Raw genomic sequence first — 13,945 nt, 5'->3', positions numbered from 1 at the left:
GGCGTTCGCTCACGTTGGTGAGATCACCTGGGATGAGATCCCTACGGACACCGCCTGGCCCATGCTTCCGGTGATGCAGGTGTTCGCGCGCGACGTGCCCTGGTACGACGGCTTCCCGGCCGGGACGGACGTCCTGCAGATCCTGTGGTGTCCGTTCCAGCACCACTACGACGACGCGACGATGCCCTACAACGGGATCGCCGGACCGTTCGTTCAGGTCTGCTACCGCAACAGCCACAGTCTCTCCGAAAGCCCGTCGGTTCCGCCCGAGCCTCTGGTCGTCGGAGAGGCAGGCTACTTGCCATCGCCATGTCTGCTTCGTCCGGAACCGGTCACCGAGTACCCACACCCCGGCGCTCTGGGTGAAGAGTTCGAGGAGCGGGTCGACGAGTGGGAGATGGCCACCTTCGGCGACATCACCGACGACCCGGAAGACTACGAACCCCGATTCCGCTGGGAGCTCTCCACCGCTCCGGGCTGGAAGCTCGGTGGCCACGAGCCGTGGAACTATCAAGGCTACTTCGGACCGGTGCAGTGCCACTCGTGCGGCAGCGAGATGCGGTTCGTCGCGGCGGTGGCCAGCAGCGAATGGGACGGCGGCACGGCGAGCTGGGCCCCGGCCGGGTCACTCGACGGCCCCGTGGACAGCCGCCTGCGACGTCAGTCGCCAACGGGTGTGCGACTCGGCAGTGACGAGACCATGCGCATCTTCACCTGCCCTGCATCGCCGGAGCACCCGGTGGTTAGCGACCTGATGTAACGCCCGGACCTCCTTCAGGCCCACGACTCGGTGGACTCGCGCAGGTCCTCCGCAGTGCGATGAGCTCTTCGTGCCGTCCAGCCGGACACCGAGCAGGACCAGGACACAGCTGTGGGCCTGCCCGAGGCGGACCCTGGGGTGCGCGCCGTCGGCCCAGACGTAGACGTAGTCGCGGTCGGACAGGTCCCGGGTCTGGAAGGCGGCGTGGCAGCAGCAGGCCGTAGAACAACGGGCGGTCCGGGATCAACTCCCGTACCGCCCGCATACTCCACGTACGGCGCAGACTCAGTCGTCCAGCGACGAGCCCGACGCGAGTGCCGTGAACGCCGCCCAGGCGGTTGGCGTGACGACGAGGGGACGGACGCCCGTGTCCTTGGAGTCGCGGATGCGGACCGCTTCGGGGCATAGCGCGACCTCGACACAGTTGTCCCCGTCTCCGCCGCTGTAACTGCTCTTGAGCCAGCTCAGTTCAGGGGTGGCCGTCATGCTGCTCCTCGCATCTGTTTCAGGAGGTTCACCGTAGCCCGGCAGTCCAAGGCTTGGGAACGCAGTTTGCCGTAGCGCTGGTGCAGGACGCTCACCTTGGCGGGATCCGCGATCAGGTTGCTCGATAGATGGCCTTCGGTGTAGCCGAACCACTGGTGGCCCGGTGTCTCGGCCAGATACAGCTGACCGTCGGCTCCGCAGTGGTCCTCCTGGTACTGAGGCATGACCTGGATCTCGACATTGGTGCGTTCGCCGACGGTCAGCAAGTGGTCGAGGACAGCTCTGGTGACCGATGCTCCACCGATCCCACGTTCCAGAATGGACTGCTCGATGATGAACGTGAACGCAGTGTTCGGCCGATTGTCGAGCAAGTCCTGGCGCTCCAGTCGGGCTGCCACCTTGTGGTCGATCTGCTCCGCGCTGTGAGGTGGGAGCTGCCGCTCAAAGATCGCCCGCGCGTACCCCTCCGGCTGCAACAGACCCGGAACCGCCCGGCACTCATACGCGTAGAGCGAGATCGCCTCCTCCTCGATCCCCGCCCACTGCCGGAACCACGATGCCAGCCCCGCCCGGCGCGTCAGGCTCCTCGCCGCCGCGCCCAGCACCTTGCACGAGACCGGCCCCAGCGCCTCCTCCGCCCGCCCCGGCAGGTCAGCCGGAGGGAACCTCTTGCCCTGCTCGATCTTGGCGACATATGCCGCCGAGCACCGCACGCGCGTCGCGAACTCCTCCTGGGTGAGGCCAGCCTCCTCCCGCAGGGCCTTGAGGACCGCGCCGAAGGTCTTGAGACTGTCGGAGAGTTCGGGTTCGGTGTTCGTGCCGTTGGCACCGCCGCTGTCCGCCGTCATGGCCACGTGCCTCCCGTGCTCACGTTTCCCGTCACCATGCATAACCGGTGTCACCCGTTCGGCGTCACGGCGAGTTACTCACCCAGTCCAGGGACCCGACTGATACAAACTCGGCTGTCTCGCCGTCGTCCCTGTCGGTCCCCCAGAAGGGTCCGCGAATCTCGGCGCATGCCTGCACCACGTGCCGAAGAGACCGTTGCCGCCAGTGTGTTCGTCCAGCGCCTTTCCGCCACCCGCCGCGGCGCGCGGCTCGCGCGCAGACTGGCCGTGCACCGGCTGGACGTCTGGGGGGTGCCGTACGGCAGTCCGGCGTCCGACGCCGTGGCGCTCGTGGTGGCGGAACTGGCGTCCAACGCCGTGCTGCACGGCCGCGTCCCCGGCCGGGACTTCGAACTGCGGCTGCGCTGCGACCGCGCCGCCGGGGTCGTGCGCGTCGAGGTGGCCGACACCCACTCGGCGCAGCCGGTCCCGCGGCGGCCGGGCCCTGACCCCGCGGACGAGGACGGCGGCAGGGGCCTGCTCCTGGTGTCGGCCGTGGCCGAGCGATGGGGCGTCGACGGGCGCAGGGGGCCGGGCAAGGTGGTATGGGCGGAGTGCGCCCTGCCTGCCACTTCCGTGGCCACCGCACCTTGGAACGGAGCCGACGATCTTGTGTGGAGCGGTGACCGCCCAGGTGTCTTCCGTGACGACGGCCCGGAAGAAGCGGATGACTGACCCCTTCGTCCCGAAGCGACACATTCAGGCGCTTGGCCCTGGGCTGATCTCCCGCTCACCTGCTGCGATGGTCCGCAGGCGTGCGCGCGTCCCCGTCATTGTCCGCCGGCCGCCAGGGTGAGCGCCTACGGTGACAAGATGAAGAACGACCGGCGGCTCCGTCGCCTCGTGGCGGGCGACACCACCTGGTACTGGACGGTCCGGCAGCGCGTGAGGCCCGCCTACGAGGACTGCCGTCTGACGCTTTCCCTCTACCACGAGGACAAGCGGCACCAACTGGCTTTGATCTTTCGTCCGGGCCCGGATCGGGTCATCTCGGACTGCTACTTCGAGTCCGGGACCGTGGTGCGTCTCCCGGACCGCAGCCACCTCAACCTCTACGAGCCGGGAACCGTCCGGCGTCTTCTGGACGTGGTTGCGTCGACCTTGGACCTGTTCACGTCCGAGCGGGCGATCGAAGTGGACGGATGGTTGTACTTCGATGCGGCCGGGTAGCCGGTCACGGCTACCCGGCAAGCACGGGCCCGAGAGGTGGGCGTAGCGGGTGTGAGGGGCTGCGCGGACAGCTTCGAGCGCCGCGCGGCGTCCGCCCCGCCGATCCGGCCGCAGCCCCGACGGCGGCACCCCGGCCGCACTACCGTGGAGCCATGTCCAGCAAGCGCCGCACCGGCCGTGGGAACGGCACGAACCGGAACCGGGCGCACACGTCCCGGCCCACCCCCGCTTTCCGCCCCAGCGGGCCACCACCCCCCGACACGTGCGTCGAGCAGGCGCGAGAGTGCGAGAAGCTGGCGGAGCGGCACCCCGAGGACCGTGAAGAGCTGCTGCTGGAGGCCGCCGACGCCTGGCGCGACGCCGGCGAGTACGACCACGCCGTCGCCGTGTACGAGCGGCTGCTGGATCCGCAGAGCGGCGGGTGCGCGGAACCGGACCTGGTGGACGCCTTCCGGATCGGCACGCTGTGGGACGCCGGACGCGGGGAGGAGGCCCGGGCGGCGGCCGCCGCGTTCCGCCTGCGGCACCCCGGGGACGCCGGTGCCTGGAACTTCGTGGCCGAGGCCGTCGAGGCGTTCGACGGCGCGGCCGCGGCCGCCGAGTGGTACACGGCCGGCGTCACCCACGTGCTCGGCGCGGGGGCGCCGGTGACGGTGGAGGCGGTGGAGAGGGATCCGCAGCACTTCGACGTCGAGACGCTCGTCGTCGGCCGCCACCGGGTGCGGCGGCTGCTCGGGGAGCCGCACGACGACTGGGACGAGGCGGCCGACGCGCTGCACGAGCGGCGCTCGTCCCTCGTCCCCGGCCGGGTGCGGCCGCTGGACGAGCTGCATGATCCGCTCTGGGCCAAGCGGCTGGCGGAAGAGGGGCCCGAAGCGTTCGAGGACGACCTCGGCGAGCTGGCGGACCGGCTGGCGGCCGTCGGCTCCGCCGGCCGCGGGCCGTCCGGTCGCCCCTTGGTGCGTGCGTCGTGCGTCCTGTACTGGCCGCGGGAGGAGTTCGCCGCGCTGCTGGAGCGCTGGCCGAAGGCGGCCGAGGCCTACGGCGACGACCACGCCGGACACCTGCGGCAGGTCGAGCGGACCCTGCGGGACCTGTCCGAGGAAGGCGCCCCGCGCCTGGCGGTGGGCCGGGCGGCACTGGCCGAGCTGGAGGCGTACGCAGAGAGCAGCCACGGATCCCCCGACACCCCCGGCACGCGGTCCGCGTACGCGGCCGAGCTCGCCCGCACGGGCCGGGCGGCCGCCTGGCCCCCGCCCCGCAACGGCCCGTGCTGGTGCGGATCCGGACGGAAGTACAAGAAGTGCTGCGGAAACCCCGCAGCGGTGTGAACGGCGGGGCGGGCTGCCGCAGCAGAGTGCGGGTGCCATCGTGAAGACGTGGGCACAACGCCTCCTGTCGCCGCGGGGGAGCCACTCATGAGCATCGTTTCCGTCCGCGAGGTCTCGTACGGCAAGCGGATGCCGGAGGCGCCGGGACGGCGGCTCCGCCCGCACATGCCCCGGAACGGTGGCTGACCGCGGGGCCACTGTAGGAAGCCGACAGTGAGCGCCCCAGGTCACTGTCGGTGCCCGATTGCCTGCGCGGCGACCGGGACCGGTAGGTTCAGGCAAGGTGCCTGTCCAGCAGGGGACACCAGACCGCTATCGAAAGGGTGATCCGTTGAGCCGCTCGGTTCTCGTCACAGGAGGCAACCGGGGCATCGGCCTCGCCATCGCCCGCGCGTTCGCCGACGCGGGCGACAGGGTCGCGATCACATACCGCTCGGGTGAGCCGCCGGAGGGCTTCCTCGCGGTCAAGTGCGACATCACGGACACCGAGCAGGTGGAGCAGGCGTACAAGGAGATCGAGGCCGAGCACGGCCCCGTGGAGGTCCTCATCGCCAACGCCGGCGTCACCAAGGACCAGCTCCTGATGCGTATGACCGAGGAGGACTTCACCTCGGTCATCGAGACCAACCTGGTCGGCACCTTCCGCGTCGTCAAGCGGGCCAACCGCGCCATGCTGCGCGCCAGGAAGGGCCGCGTGGTGCTGATCTCGTCGGTCGTGGGGCTGCTCGGCGGCGCCGGGCAGGCGAACTACGCCGCCTCCAAGGCCGGGCTGGTCGGCTTCGCGCGTTCCCTCGCCCGTGAGCTCGGCTCGCGCAACATCACCTTCAACGTCGTCGCCCCCGGCTTCGTCGACACGGACATGACCCGGGCGCTCAACGACGAGCAGCGCGAGAGCATCCTGTCGCAGGTGCCGCTGAGCCGCTACGCACGGCCCGAGGAGATCGCCGCGGTGGTGCGGTTCCTGGCCTCCGACGACGCCTCGTACATCACTGGAGCCGTCATCCCCGTTGACGGCGGACTGGGAATGGGTCACTGATCACCATGAGCGGAATTCTCGAGGGCAAGCGCGTCCTGATCACCGGTGTGCTGATGGAGTCCTCCATCGCGTTCCACACCGCGAAGCTGGCCCAGGAGCAGGGCGCCGAGGTCATCCTGACCGCGTTCCCGCGGCCCACGCTGACCGAACGCATCGCGAAGAAGCTCCCGAAGCCCACCAAGGTCGTCGAGCTCGACGTCACCAACGACGAGCACCTCGCGCGCCTGGCCGACGTCGTCGGAGAGGAGCTGGGCGGCCTCGACGGTGTGGTGCACTCCATCGGGTTCGCCCCCCAGGACGCCCTCGGCGGCAACTTCCTCAACACGCCGTTCGAGTCGGTGGCCACCGCCATGCACGTCTCGGCGTTCTCCCTGAAGTCGCTGACCATGGCCTGCATGCCGCTGATGCAGAACGGCGGCTCGGTCGTCGGTCTCACCTTCGACGCGCAGTTGGCCTGGCCGCAGTACGACTGGATGGGTCCCGCCAAGGCGGCCCTGGAGGCCGTCAACCGCTACATGGCGCGCGAGCTGGGCAAGCAGAACATCCGCTGCAACCTGATCTCCGCGGGCCCGATCGCCTCCATGGCCGCCAAGTCCATCCCTGCCTTCAGCGAGCTGGCCTCCGTGTGGGACAGCCGCTCCCCGCTGGAGTGGGACCTCAAGGACCCGGAGCCCGCGGGGCGCGGTGTCGTCGCCCTGCTCAGCGACTGGTTCCCGAAGACCACCGGCGAGATCGTCCACGTGGACGGCGGTCTGCACGCCGTCGGCGCATGACCGCTTGCGCAATCGCTCACGGGCTCACTTCGCCCCGTCGTCCGAGGTCGGCGCCCCGTTTCCCGCTCCGCGCGGGGAGCGGGGCGTCGCCCGTTCGGAGTAGCTGACCGGGCGTTCGGGGCACTCGGGCCGGACGCTGGGAGTACGCAACGCCCCGCAGCCGTACGGCCGAGGAGGTTCCGTTGTGCGCCTGTCCCGCCGTGTCGCCCTGTTCCTCGTCGCCGCTTCGCTGGTGACGGTCCTTCCGTACGAGGCCATGTCCCACGCGCGCGTGCACGCCGGGAAGGCCGCGGATCCGCAGCCCTTCGGCGCCGAGTGCCGTGTCCGGGTCACCGGCGTGGACGTCGTGGCGCACTGCCACAATCCCTATCCCGACACGGATCGCGTGAGTCTGCACATCGAGTGCGACCCTTGGTGGGACATCGACACCGACACCGCGCCCCTCGCCGCCGGGCCCGCCATGACCGTACGGCTGTCCGGCCGGTGCTGGGAGAAGGTCCGCTCGGCCTGGGTCAGTCACGGGCGGTGAGGCGTGGCGGGCGGCGCGCGGGGGGCGCGGGGCGCCCCGGACGGCACATGATCGGATAGCTCGCCGCCGCGGCGGCCGCGGCGGCCGTGTCACCCGCACGGATCGCGTCCAGGAGTCCGGTGTGGTCCAGGTACGTCTCCGGCGTCAGCTCCTCGCCGACGTCGCCGCGCAGCCAGTCCCGCAACACCTCGCCCAGGTCCGCGTACACCGCCGTCATCACCTCGTTGTGGGACGCGGCCACCACGGCCATGTGGAACGTCGCGTCGGCGGCCACGAACGTCTCCGGGTCCCCGGACGCCCATGCCTCCTCGCGGCGGGCGAGGAGCGCGTCCAGTTGCTCGAGGTCGCGCTCGGTGCGCCGCTCGGCGGCCAGTCGGGCGGCTCCCGACTCCAGCGTGGAGCGCAGCTCGGCGACATGGGCCGGGTCGGCGTCGACGAACCGGCGGTGCATCACGCCCGCCAGCTCGCTCGTGGCCACCACGTACGTACCCGATCCCTGGCGGATGTCCAGCAGGCCGTTGTGCGCGAGCGCGCGAACGGCCTCGCGGACCGTGTTGCGGGCGACCCCCAGCTGCGCGACCAGCTCGGGCTCGGTGGGGATGCGGGAGCCCACGGGCCATTCGCCCGAGGTGATCTGATTCCGCAGTGCGGTGATGACCTGCTCGGACAGCGCGGATCGGCGGGGGTGGCTCAGCGTCATGACGGCCGCCGGGGCCGGGACAGTAGACAGTCAATCATCCCATGATTCTATGATGTGCAGCATGCTGCGCGAGGACACAGGGACGACGGCGTCCCCACCGACACCCGCCGCCGGGGAGCCGGCCGGCACAAGGGTGCCCGGCACCGGAGCCTTTGGCACGCGCGCGTGGACCACGCGGCTGCTGGTCGTCGGCATCGTCCTCACCGGGGTCAACCTGCGGCCCGCCGTCACCAGCCTCGGCGCCCTCCTCGAAGAGGTGCGCGACGGGCTCGGCATGAGCGGCGGCGTCGCGGGAGTGCTCACCTCCGTCCCACCGCTGTGCTTCGCCGTCTTCGGCATCACGGCGTCACGGCTCGCCCGCCGCTTCGGGCCGGCGGCGGTGGTCTGCGGGGGAATGGCCGCGGTCACCGCCGGCCTGGTGATCCGGCCCTACGCAGGCGGCACCGTCGGCTTCCTCGCCGCCAGCGCGCTCGCCCTCATGGGCATCGCCGTCGGAAACGTCCTGATGCCGGTGATCGTCAAACGCTGGTTCCCCGACCGGGTGGGGCCCATGACCGGTCTGTACTCCATGGCGCTCGCCCTGGGCACGGCCGGCGCGGCCGCGGTCACCGTGCCCCTCACCGACGCGCTGGGCGGCGGCTGGCGGTCGGGGCTCGCCGTCTGGTCGGCGCTGTCGGCGGCGGCCGTGCTGCCGTGGATCCCGTTCGTACGCCCGCGGGAGACCTTCTCCGGCGGGAACGCCACCACCGCGGCAACCGACTCCGACGGGCGCGACGGCCCCGACGGGCGCGACGGCTCCGACGGGCGCGACGGCTCCGACGGCCCGTCGATCGCCCGGAGCCGTACCGCGTGGGCGCTGGCCGTCTTCTTCGGGCTCCAGGCCACCGCCGCCTACATCACGATGGGCTGGCTGCCGCAGATCTTCCGTGACGCGGGGGTCCCCGCCGGCACGGCCGGGGTGCTCCTGGCGGTCACGATGGTGATGGGCGTCCCCCTGGCCTTCGTCATCCCGCGGCTGGCCGCGCGAATGCCCCACCAGGGGCCGATCGTGGTCGCCCTGGGCGCCTGCGGCCTCGCCGGGTACGCGGGACTGTACGTGGCCCCCGCCGACGGCGCCTGGGCGTGGGCCCTGCTCCTCGGCATGTCCGGCTGCGCCTTCCCGCTGGCCCTCACCATGGTGGGGATGAGGGCCCGGACGAGCGCGGGCGTGGCCCGGCTGTCGGCGTTCGCACAGAGCACCGGGTATCTGCTGTCGATCCCCGGGCCGCTGCTGGTCGGCGTCCTCTACCAGCGCAGCGGCGGCTGGGGCCCGCCGCTCGCCCTCATGACGGGGCTGATGATCCCGCAGATCGTCATGGGCGTCCTGGCCGGCCGCGACCGGACCGTGGAGGACGAGGCGGCGCGCCGGGCGGACGGCCGTGCCACCGGACGCGACCGACCCCAGCCGTGTCCGGGCGGGGCCGAGGTGCGAGACTGAGCGCATGCCCGTGCTCGACCCGAATCCCCAGAACGGCCAGAAGAAGATGCTGCTCGTCTTCGGCGCGTTCCTTGCCATCTTCGTCGTCATCGCCGTCATCGCGACGCTCGCCGCACCGTGACGGACGTCCGCCCCGACACCCCGGGGGTGGGGCTGACCCCACCCCCGGCCCCCGGCTGACCCCACCGCCCCCTAGGGGGTGAGGGTCAGGGTCAAGTGGGTGGATCACCGGATGGGTTGAGAGTCGCGGAGTCCGTACCTTCGATGTGTGGCCGCGAGGCGCGGACCACCGACCGTCGAGGACCACGGAGGCAGTCATGTCGGCCCGTTTGCACACCCGGCCCCACCCGGCGACCACGGGCGGCGTCGGCATGCGGCTGCCCTGGTGGGCCCTCGCCCTGCCGACCCTGGCCTTCGCCGTCCTGCTGGCGCTGATACTCAACCCGGCGGACGCCGGCGCCGGCGGCGACCTCGCCCTCAGCCACCTCGTGGAGCGGATCCAGCAGGCGGTGACGCACCACGGGGCCTGACGCCCCGACCTGCGACAGCCCCCGTACCGTCGTCGGGGGCCACGCCGCCTCACCCCGGCGGGCGCGGCCGGAGGCCCGGTGAGCCACCGGTGCGCGGGTGCGCCCCCGACGCCGCCAACTCCCTGCGCTCGTTGGCCTGTCTCATGCGAAGCTGGGACGCATGAGCTCCGCAGAACCCCGCAGGATTGTCCTGTTCCGGCACGCGAAGGCCGACTGGCCGCAGGTGTCCGACCATGAGCGTCCACTCGCCGACCGGGGCCGTATGGACGCCGCCGTCGCCGGACGCAAGCTGGCCGACACCGGCATCCCCTTCGACCTCGCCCTGTGCTCCACCGCGACCCGCACCCGTGAGACCTGGAAGCTGGCGGTCCAGGAGCTTCCGCAGCGGCCGAAAACCGTCTACGAGGAGCGGCTCTACGAGGCCTCGCCCGGCGAGCTGATCGCCGTGGTCAACGAAACCGCCGGCGATGTGCGCAACGTGCTCCTGATCGGCCACAACCCGAGCATCCAGGGCCTCGCCGAGATCCTCACGGGCGCCGCCGAGGGAGACGCCCGTGAGCGGATGACCCGGCGCGGGTTCCCGGCCGCCGCCTTCGCCGTGCTCTCCTTCGACGGCTCCTGGAAGTCGCTGGAGCCGGGCGTGGCCACACTGCTCGACTACTGGGCGCCGAGCGAGTGACCCCTTCGAACAGGACCGGCCCGGCAGCCACGGGTGCCGGGCCGGTCGGTGTCCGTGTGCGGCGGACCGGGCCCCTCAGTGCGCGTCGTCGTGCATGTCCGCCGCCTCGACCTCTTCCCGGGTGACACCCAGCAGATAGAGGACGGTGTCCAGGAAGGGGAAGTTCACCGCGGTGTGCGCGGCCTCTCGGACGACGGGCTTGGCGTTGAACGCGACGCCCAGACCGGCCGCGTTCAGCATGTCGAGGTCGTTGGCGCCGTCACCGATGGCCACGGTCTGCGCCAGCGGCACGCCCGCCTCGGCGGCGAACCGGCGCAGCAGCCTCGCCTTGCCCGCCCGGTCCACGATCTCGCCGACGACCTTGCCGGTCAGCTTCCCGTCGACGATCTCCAGGGTGTTGGCCTGGGCGAAGTCGAGCCCGAGCCGCTCCTTCAGATCGTCCGTGACCTGCGTGAACCCGCCGGAGACCACACCGACTTGGAAGCCGAGCCGCTTCAGCGTACGGATCAGGGTGCGTGCGCCCGGAGTGAGCCGGACCTCGGCGCGGACCTTGTCCACCACCGACGCGTCGAGCCCCTTGAGCAGCGCCACCCGGGCGTGCAGCGACTGCTCGAAGTCCAGCTCGCCACGCATGGCGGCCGCCGTCACCTCGGCGACCTCCGCCTCGCAGCCGGCGTGCGCGGCGAACAGTTCGATGACCTCGTCCTGGATCAGGGTCGAGTCCACGTCCATGACGACCAGGCGCTGGGCGCGGCGGTGCAGCCCGGCCGCGACGACGGCGACGTCGACACCGAGTGCCGCGGCGTCGGTGACCAGGGCGGTGCGCAGCGGCCCGGTCTCCACTCCGGACACCGCGAACTCGACCGCCGTCACGGGATACTTCGCGAGCCGGAAGATACGGTCGATGTTCCCGCCGACCGCGGCGATGCGGGCGGCGATCTCGGCCGTCGACTTCGCGGTGAGCGGGTGACCGAGAACGGTGACGAGGGAGCGCCCCACGCCCCTGGGACGGTTGTCGCCGACGCCGGAGATGATCTCCGCCTGCATCTTCCTGGACTCGGCCCAGTTGTGGACCGTGACCCGCAGATCACCTTCGAGCCCGGACGGCGGCACGGTGACGAGGGCGCACAGCACCAGGCGGCCCCGGGTGACGACCTGCTCGATGTCGACCACGTCGACGTTGTAGGCGGCCAGGGTGTCGAACAGTCCGGCGGTGAGGCCGGGCCGGTCCTTGCCGAAGATCTTGACGAGGAGAGTGGGGGCGTCGGGGGTCTGCGAAGCGCTCATGGTGCTTCCACCGTATCCGGCACCCTGTGCCTTCGGCGTGCCAGGTCCGTCCAGCGGACAGCGAACAGTGGATGACGGGCGGATGGCGTACGCCTTGACCGGTGGCGACGGTGCAGGGTGCGGCCGGACGCGGGCGGGGGCGGGCGGGGGCGGGTCCGTCAGCCGCCCCGCGGCCGCCGGGGCGGCGCGGCCGGGGGCGGGGGAGGCGGCGGGGGCGGCCCGTCGTCGGAGGACGACGTCCCCGGTCGCCGCCCCGGCCCGGACGGCGGCTGGATCGGACGCACCACCGTGGGGGCGCCGTAGACGTCACCGGGAGGGGGCGGCGCACCGGGCGGCGGCGTGCCCGGCTCGGGGGGCGCCGCAGCGGGCTCCGCACGACCACCCGGCCCCGGACCCTCCGCCGAGGGCGGTACGCCGCCCCCCTCGCGAGCCCTCCCCGCCCGCCCGCCCGCGGGCCGTCTCCCCTCGGACCGGCCGCCTCCCGACCGCGCTCCGCCGCGTCCGCCGAACGGCCGTCCGCCGCCCGGCGGCGCGTCGCCCGCACGCGCCGCTCCCGGCCGGGCTCCTTCTGCCCTTGCCGCTCCCGGCCGTGCTCCGTCCGGCCGTGCTCCTTCCACCCGTGCTCCGTCCGCCCGTGTTCCTTCCGCCCGTGTTCCTTCCGCCCGTGCTCCGTCCGCCCGTGTTCCTTCCGGCCGTGCGTCCTCCGGCTCGCCGAGGCTCTCCGGCAGCCGCAGGTACGGGTTGGTGTCGGGGTTCGGCGGGCGGTACGGCCTGCCCGGCGTGTAGGGGCCCGCCCGCTCCGGTTCCGCCGCGGAGGCGACCGGTCCCGCGGCCGGTCCCGCGGCCCGCCCCATGGCACTCCGTGCCGGCTCCGCGGCACGAATCCCCGCCGCCCCGGCCGCGTACGCGAGCAGGGCCCCGGCCGCCCCGGCCCCCGCGCCCCACACCGCACCCAGCAGCAGTGCCGCGCCGAGGTGCCCGTGCAGTTCGATCCCCGCGCCGAACGCGTCGAAGCCGAACACGGACAGCGATGCGTCCACCGACACGTCCGTCAGCCAGGCCAGCAGCGGCAGTGCCGACGCCGTCACGACACCGAGCCGCACGGCGCAGCGCCCTGCGAAGCGAAGGGGACCCGGGTCCCGTACGGCAGCGGGCACCGGACCCCGTACGACAGCGGCATCCCGGGCTCGTACGAGAGGCGTACGCACCGCGGTCAGGACGCCCGCCAGGAGCATCATGAGCGCCGCGGCGGCCACCAGCAGCCACACCCTACCGTCCAGTTCGGCCAGGCGGCCCACGGTCACGGGCCGGTCGCCGCGCACGCTCAGCAGCCGGTCCAGCGGGTCGGGCAGCAGTTTCGCCAGCTCACCCGTGGCGCTGCCGTCCCACGGTACGAACAGGCCGACCGGGACGCCCAGCCACACCCCGTTGGGCGCGCCGAGCAGCGCCGCCCCCGCGATCCGGGCCGGACGGTCGTCGCCGAGCGCCGCGTACGCCGCGGCCGCGAGGCCGGCGACCACGGCCACCACCAGCACGGTCAGCAGCGCGGACGCGGCCGGGCGGACCACCCGGTGCACCGCCTCCCAGCCACGCGGCAGGGGGGTGCGCCGCGACGCGAGCAGCGCGATCAGCAGCACTCCGGCCACCCACGCGGCGCCCCCGACCAGGGTGGGCACCGTGTCGACGGTGAAGCCGACCGCGGCCTTCGCGCGGACGAGGTCACCCACCCGGCTCGGCAGCAGCCCGCCGAGGTCCCCCAGCCCCGGGACGGTCAGGCCGCCGCTGCCGCCCCCACCCGGGAGTCCGTCGAGCCCCAGGGAGCGCCCGTCGATGGTGATGACGTCGTGGCCGGCCCAGGCCAGGCCGCCCAGCACCGCCACGAACAGCGCGATCACCGCGCCGGCGCGCGCGAGCAGTTCGACGGGGGAGACCCCGGCTCCCGCCGCGCGCAGGGACCGCAGGAAGAACCAGCACAGCAGGAGCGCGCCCACCAGGCTCACGCCCAGAGGCGTGATCTCCACCGACGTCGTCGCCTGCGCCCCCTTCAGGCCGAACGCGGAGACGTCTCCGGACGGCGTGACCGACCCGTTCGCGCCGAGCGCCACCACCGCCGCGGTCATCGTCCCCAGAGAGCCCGCCGCATCCGCCCGGAGCAGGTGCAGTCCGAGCGCCGCCGTCCCCGCCATACCGATCAACGCCCAGCTCACAGAGGTGATCGCGGACAGCAGCACATCCGCCCACGGCAGCCTTCCGCCGTCCTCCCCGGCCCCGATCCCCATGGTCAGCCCCCCGATCCGCGC

The 13,945-nt window shown here is 72.5% G+C and carries 16 protein-coding genes; 11 read left to right on the top strand and 5 right to left on the bottom strand.

The window, feature by feature from the left end:
* Window positions 1-73: 73 nt before the first annotated feature.
* The gene (locus ACFYMU_RS11630) at window positions 74-760 is read left to right on the top strand and encodes a hypothetical protein (protein WP_388371504.1); all 687 of its coding nucleotides are present in this window, start codon (window positions 74-76) and stop codon (window positions 758-760) included.
* Between the two features lie 285 nt (window positions 761-1,045).
* Here the strand turns inward: ACFYMU_RS11630 and ACFYMU_RS11625 are convergent, their stop codons facing one another.
* Together ACFYMU_RS11625 and ACFYMU_RS11620 are read right to left on the bottom strand one after the other, a co-directional pair.
* The gene (locus ACFYMU_RS11625; protein WP_388371501.1) at window positions 1,046-1,246 is read right to left on the bottom strand and encodes a DUF397 domain-containing protein; all 201 of its coding nucleotides are present in this window, start codon (window positions 1,244-1,246) and stop codon (window positions 1,046-1,048) included.
* Window positions 1,243-2,094 carry a helix-turn-helix domain-containing protein gene (locus ACFYMU_RS11620; protein WP_388371498.1) on the bottom strand — a complete coding sequence of 284 codons (852 nt, stop codon included), beginning with the start codon at window positions 2,092-2,094 and terminating at the stop codon, window positions 1,243-1,245. The genes ACFYMU_RS11625 and ACFYMU_RS11620 overlap by 4 nt, the downstream gene beginning before the upstream one ends.
* A gap of 207 nt (window positions 2,095-2,301) precedes the next feature.
* On the opposite strand from ACFYMU_RS11620, the gene ACFYMU_RS11615 reads away from it, so the two are divergent.
* The 6 genes from ACFYMU_RS11615 to ACFYMU_RS11590 all read left to right on the top strand — a co-directional run bounded on the left by ACFYMU_RS11615 (window position 2,302) and on the right by ACFYMU_RS11590 (window position 6,972).
* Window positions 2,302-2,808: an ATP-binding protein gene (locus tag ACFYMU_RS11615; RefSeq protein WP_388372218.1), complete on the top strand. Its 507-nt coding sequence runs from the start codon at window positions 2,302-2,304 to the stop codon at window positions 2,806-2,808.
* Between the two features lie 138 nt (window positions 2,809-2,946).
* Window positions 2,947-3,303, top strand: a complete 357-nt coding sequence (locus ACFYMU_RS11610) for a hypothetical protein (protein ID WP_388371496.1) — start codon at window positions 2,947-2,949, stop codon at window positions 3,301-3,303.
* A 152-nt stretch (window positions 3,304-3,455) separates the two neighbouring features.
* Window positions 3,456-4,634, top strand: coding sequence for an SEC-C metal-binding domain-containing protein (locus tag ACFYMU_RS11605; RefSeq protein ID WP_388371493.1), 1,179 nt, complete (start codon window positions 3,456-3,458; stop codon window positions 4,632-4,634).
* A 331-nt stretch (window positions 4,635-4,965) separates the two neighbouring features.
* On the top strand, window positions 4,966-5,670 hold the full coding sequence (gene fabG / locus ACFYMU_RS11600) for a 3-oxoacyl-[acyl-carrier-protein] reductase (protein WP_388371490.1): 705 nt from the start codon (window positions 4,966-4,968) through the stop codon (window positions 5,668-5,670).
* A 5-nt stretch (window positions 5,671-5,675) separates the two neighbouring features.
* On the top strand, window positions 5,676-6,443 hold the full coding sequence (gene fabI, locus ACFYMU_RS11595; RefSeq protein ID WP_388371487.1) for an enoyl-ACP reductase FabI: 768 nt from the start codon (window positions 5,676-5,678) through the stop codon (window positions 6,441-6,443).
* Window positions 6,444-6,627: 184 nt separating this feature from the next.
* The gene (locus ACFYMU_RS11590) at window positions 6,628-6,972 is read left to right on the top strand and encodes a hypothetical protein (protein WP_388371484.1); all 345 of its coding nucleotides are present in this window, start codon (window positions 6,628-6,630) and stop codon (window positions 6,970-6,972) included.
* On the opposite strand, the gene ACFYMU_RS11585 is transcribed toward ACFYMU_RS11590, so the two are convergent.
* Window positions 6,956-7,672 carry a FadR/GntR family transcriptional regulator gene (locus tag ACFYMU_RS11585; RefSeq protein WP_388371481.1) on the bottom strand — a complete coding sequence of 239 codons (717 nt, stop codon included), beginning with the start codon at window positions 7,670-7,672 and terminating at the stop codon, window positions 6,956-6,958. The genes ACFYMU_RS11590 and ACFYMU_RS11585 overlap by 17 nt on opposite strands.
* A 61-nt stretch (window positions 7,673-7,733) precedes the next feature.
* Here ACFYMU_RS11585 and ACFYMU_RS11580 point away from each other — a divergent pair, with 61 nt between their 5' ends.
* From ACFYMU_RS11580 to ACFYMU_RS11565, 4 genes are all read left to right on the top strand, one after another.
* Window positions 7,734-9,149 (top strand): CynX/NimT family MFS transporter, encoded by a 1,416-nt coding sequence (locus ACFYMU_RS11580; RefSeq protein WP_388371478.1) that lies wholly within the window; start codon window positions 7,734-7,736, stop codon window positions 9,147-9,149.
* 4 nt (window positions 9,150-9,153) lie between these two features.
* Window positions 9,154-9,270 (top strand): SGM_5486 family transporter-associated protein, encoded by a 117-nt coding sequence (locus tag ACFYMU_RS11575; protein ID WP_388371475.1) that lies wholly within the window; start codon window positions 9,154-9,156, stop codon window positions 9,268-9,270.
* A gap of 196 nt (window positions 9,271-9,466) precedes the next feature.
* Entirely contained in the window at window positions 9,467-9,679 is a 213-nt protein-coding gene (locus tag ACFYMU_RS11570; RefSeq protein ID WP_388371472.1) for a hypothetical protein, read from the top strand.
* Between the two features lie 160 nt (window positions 9,680-9,839).
* Complete coding sequence (locus ACFYMU_RS11565) at window positions 9,840-10,358, top strand: SixA phosphatase family protein (RefSeq protein WP_388371469.1); 519 nt, start codon at window positions 9,840-9,842, stop codon at window positions 10,356-10,358.
* 75 nt (window positions 10,359-10,433) lie between these two features.
* Here the strand turns inward: ACFYMU_RS11565 and serB are convergent, their stop codons facing one another.
* The gene (gene serB / locus ACFYMU_RS11560) at window positions 10,434-11,645 is read right to left on the bottom strand and encodes a phosphoserine phosphatase SerB (RefSeq protein ID WP_388371466.1); all 1,212 of its coding nucleotides are present in this window, start codon (window positions 11,643-11,645) and stop codon (window positions 10,434-10,436) included.
* Between the two features lie 158 nt (window positions 11,646-11,803).
* The gene (locus tag ACFYMU_RS11555; protein WP_388371463.1) at window positions 11,804-13,924 is read right to left on the bottom strand and encodes a streptophobe family protein; all 2,121 of its coding nucleotides are present in this window, start codon (window positions 13,922-13,924) and stop codon (window positions 11,804-11,806) included.
* Window positions 13,925-13,945 lie beyond the last annotated feature (21 nt).

The organism is Streptomyces sp. NPDC007264 (assembly GCF_042869095.1).
Taxonomy (GTDB): domain Bacteria; phylum Actinomycetota; class Actinomycetes; order Streptomycetales; family Streptomycetaceae; genus Streptomyces.
Note: the sequence above shows the minus strand (reverse complement) of the source record. Positions and strands in the feature narration are given on the sequence as shown.

Excerpts from the sequence above, each read along its gene's own strand:
- ACFYMU_RS11580 (WP_388371478.1), top strand. The coding sequence starts at position 7,734 with ATGCTGCGCGAGGACACAGGGACGACGGCGTCCCCACCGACACCCGCC.
- ACFYMU_RS11575 (WP_388371475.1), top strand. The coding sequence starts at position 9,154 with ATGCCCGTGCTCGACCCGAATCCCCAGAACGGCCAGAAGAAGATGCTG.
- serB (WP_388371466.1), bottom strand. The coding sequence starts at position 11,645 with ATGAGCGCTTCGCAGACCCCCGACGCCCCCACTCTCCTCGTCAAGATC.
- ACFYMU_RS11570 (WP_388371472.1), top strand. The coding sequence starts at position 9,467 with ATGTCGGCCCGTTTGCACACCCGGCCCCACCCGGCGACCACGGGCGGC.
- ACFYMU_RS11585 (WP_388371481.1), bottom strand. The coding sequence starts at position 7,672 with ATGACGCTGAGCCACCCCCGCCGATCCGCGCTGTCCGAGCAGGTCATC.
- ACFYMU_RS11555 (WP_388371463.1), bottom strand. The coding sequence starts at position 13,924 with ATGGGGATCGGGGCCGGGGAGGACGGCGGAAGGCTGCCGTGGGCGGAT.
- fabI (WP_388371487.1), top strand. The coding sequence starts at position 5,676 with ATGAGCGGAATTCTCGAGGGCAAGCGCGTCCTGATCACCGGTGTGCTG.
- ACFYMU_RS11610 (WP_388371496.1), top strand. The coding sequence starts at position 2,947 with ATGAAGAACGACCGGCGGCTCCGTCGCCTCGTGGCGGGCGACACCACC.
- ACFYMU_RS11605 (WP_388371493.1), top strand. The coding sequence starts at position 3,456 with ATGTCCAGCAAGCGCCGCACCGGCCGTGGGAACGGCACGAACCGGAAC.
- ACFYMU_RS11565 (WP_388371469.1), top strand. The coding sequence starts at position 9,840 with ATGAGCTCCGCAGAACCCCGCAGGATTGTCCTGTTCCGGCACGCGAAG.
- ACFYMU_RS11620 (WP_388371498.1), bottom strand. The coding sequence starts at position 2,094 with ATGACGGCGGACAGCGGCGGTGCCAACGGCACGAACACCGAACCCGAA.
- ACFYMU_RS11630 (WP_388371504.1), top strand. The coding sequence starts at position 74 with ATGCAGGTGTTCGCGCGCGACGTGCCCTGGTACGACGGCTTCCCGGCC.
- ACFYMU_RS11625 (WP_388371501.1), bottom strand. The coding sequence starts at position 1,246 with ATGACGGCCACCCCTGAACTGAGCTGGCTCAAGAGCAGTTACAGCGGC.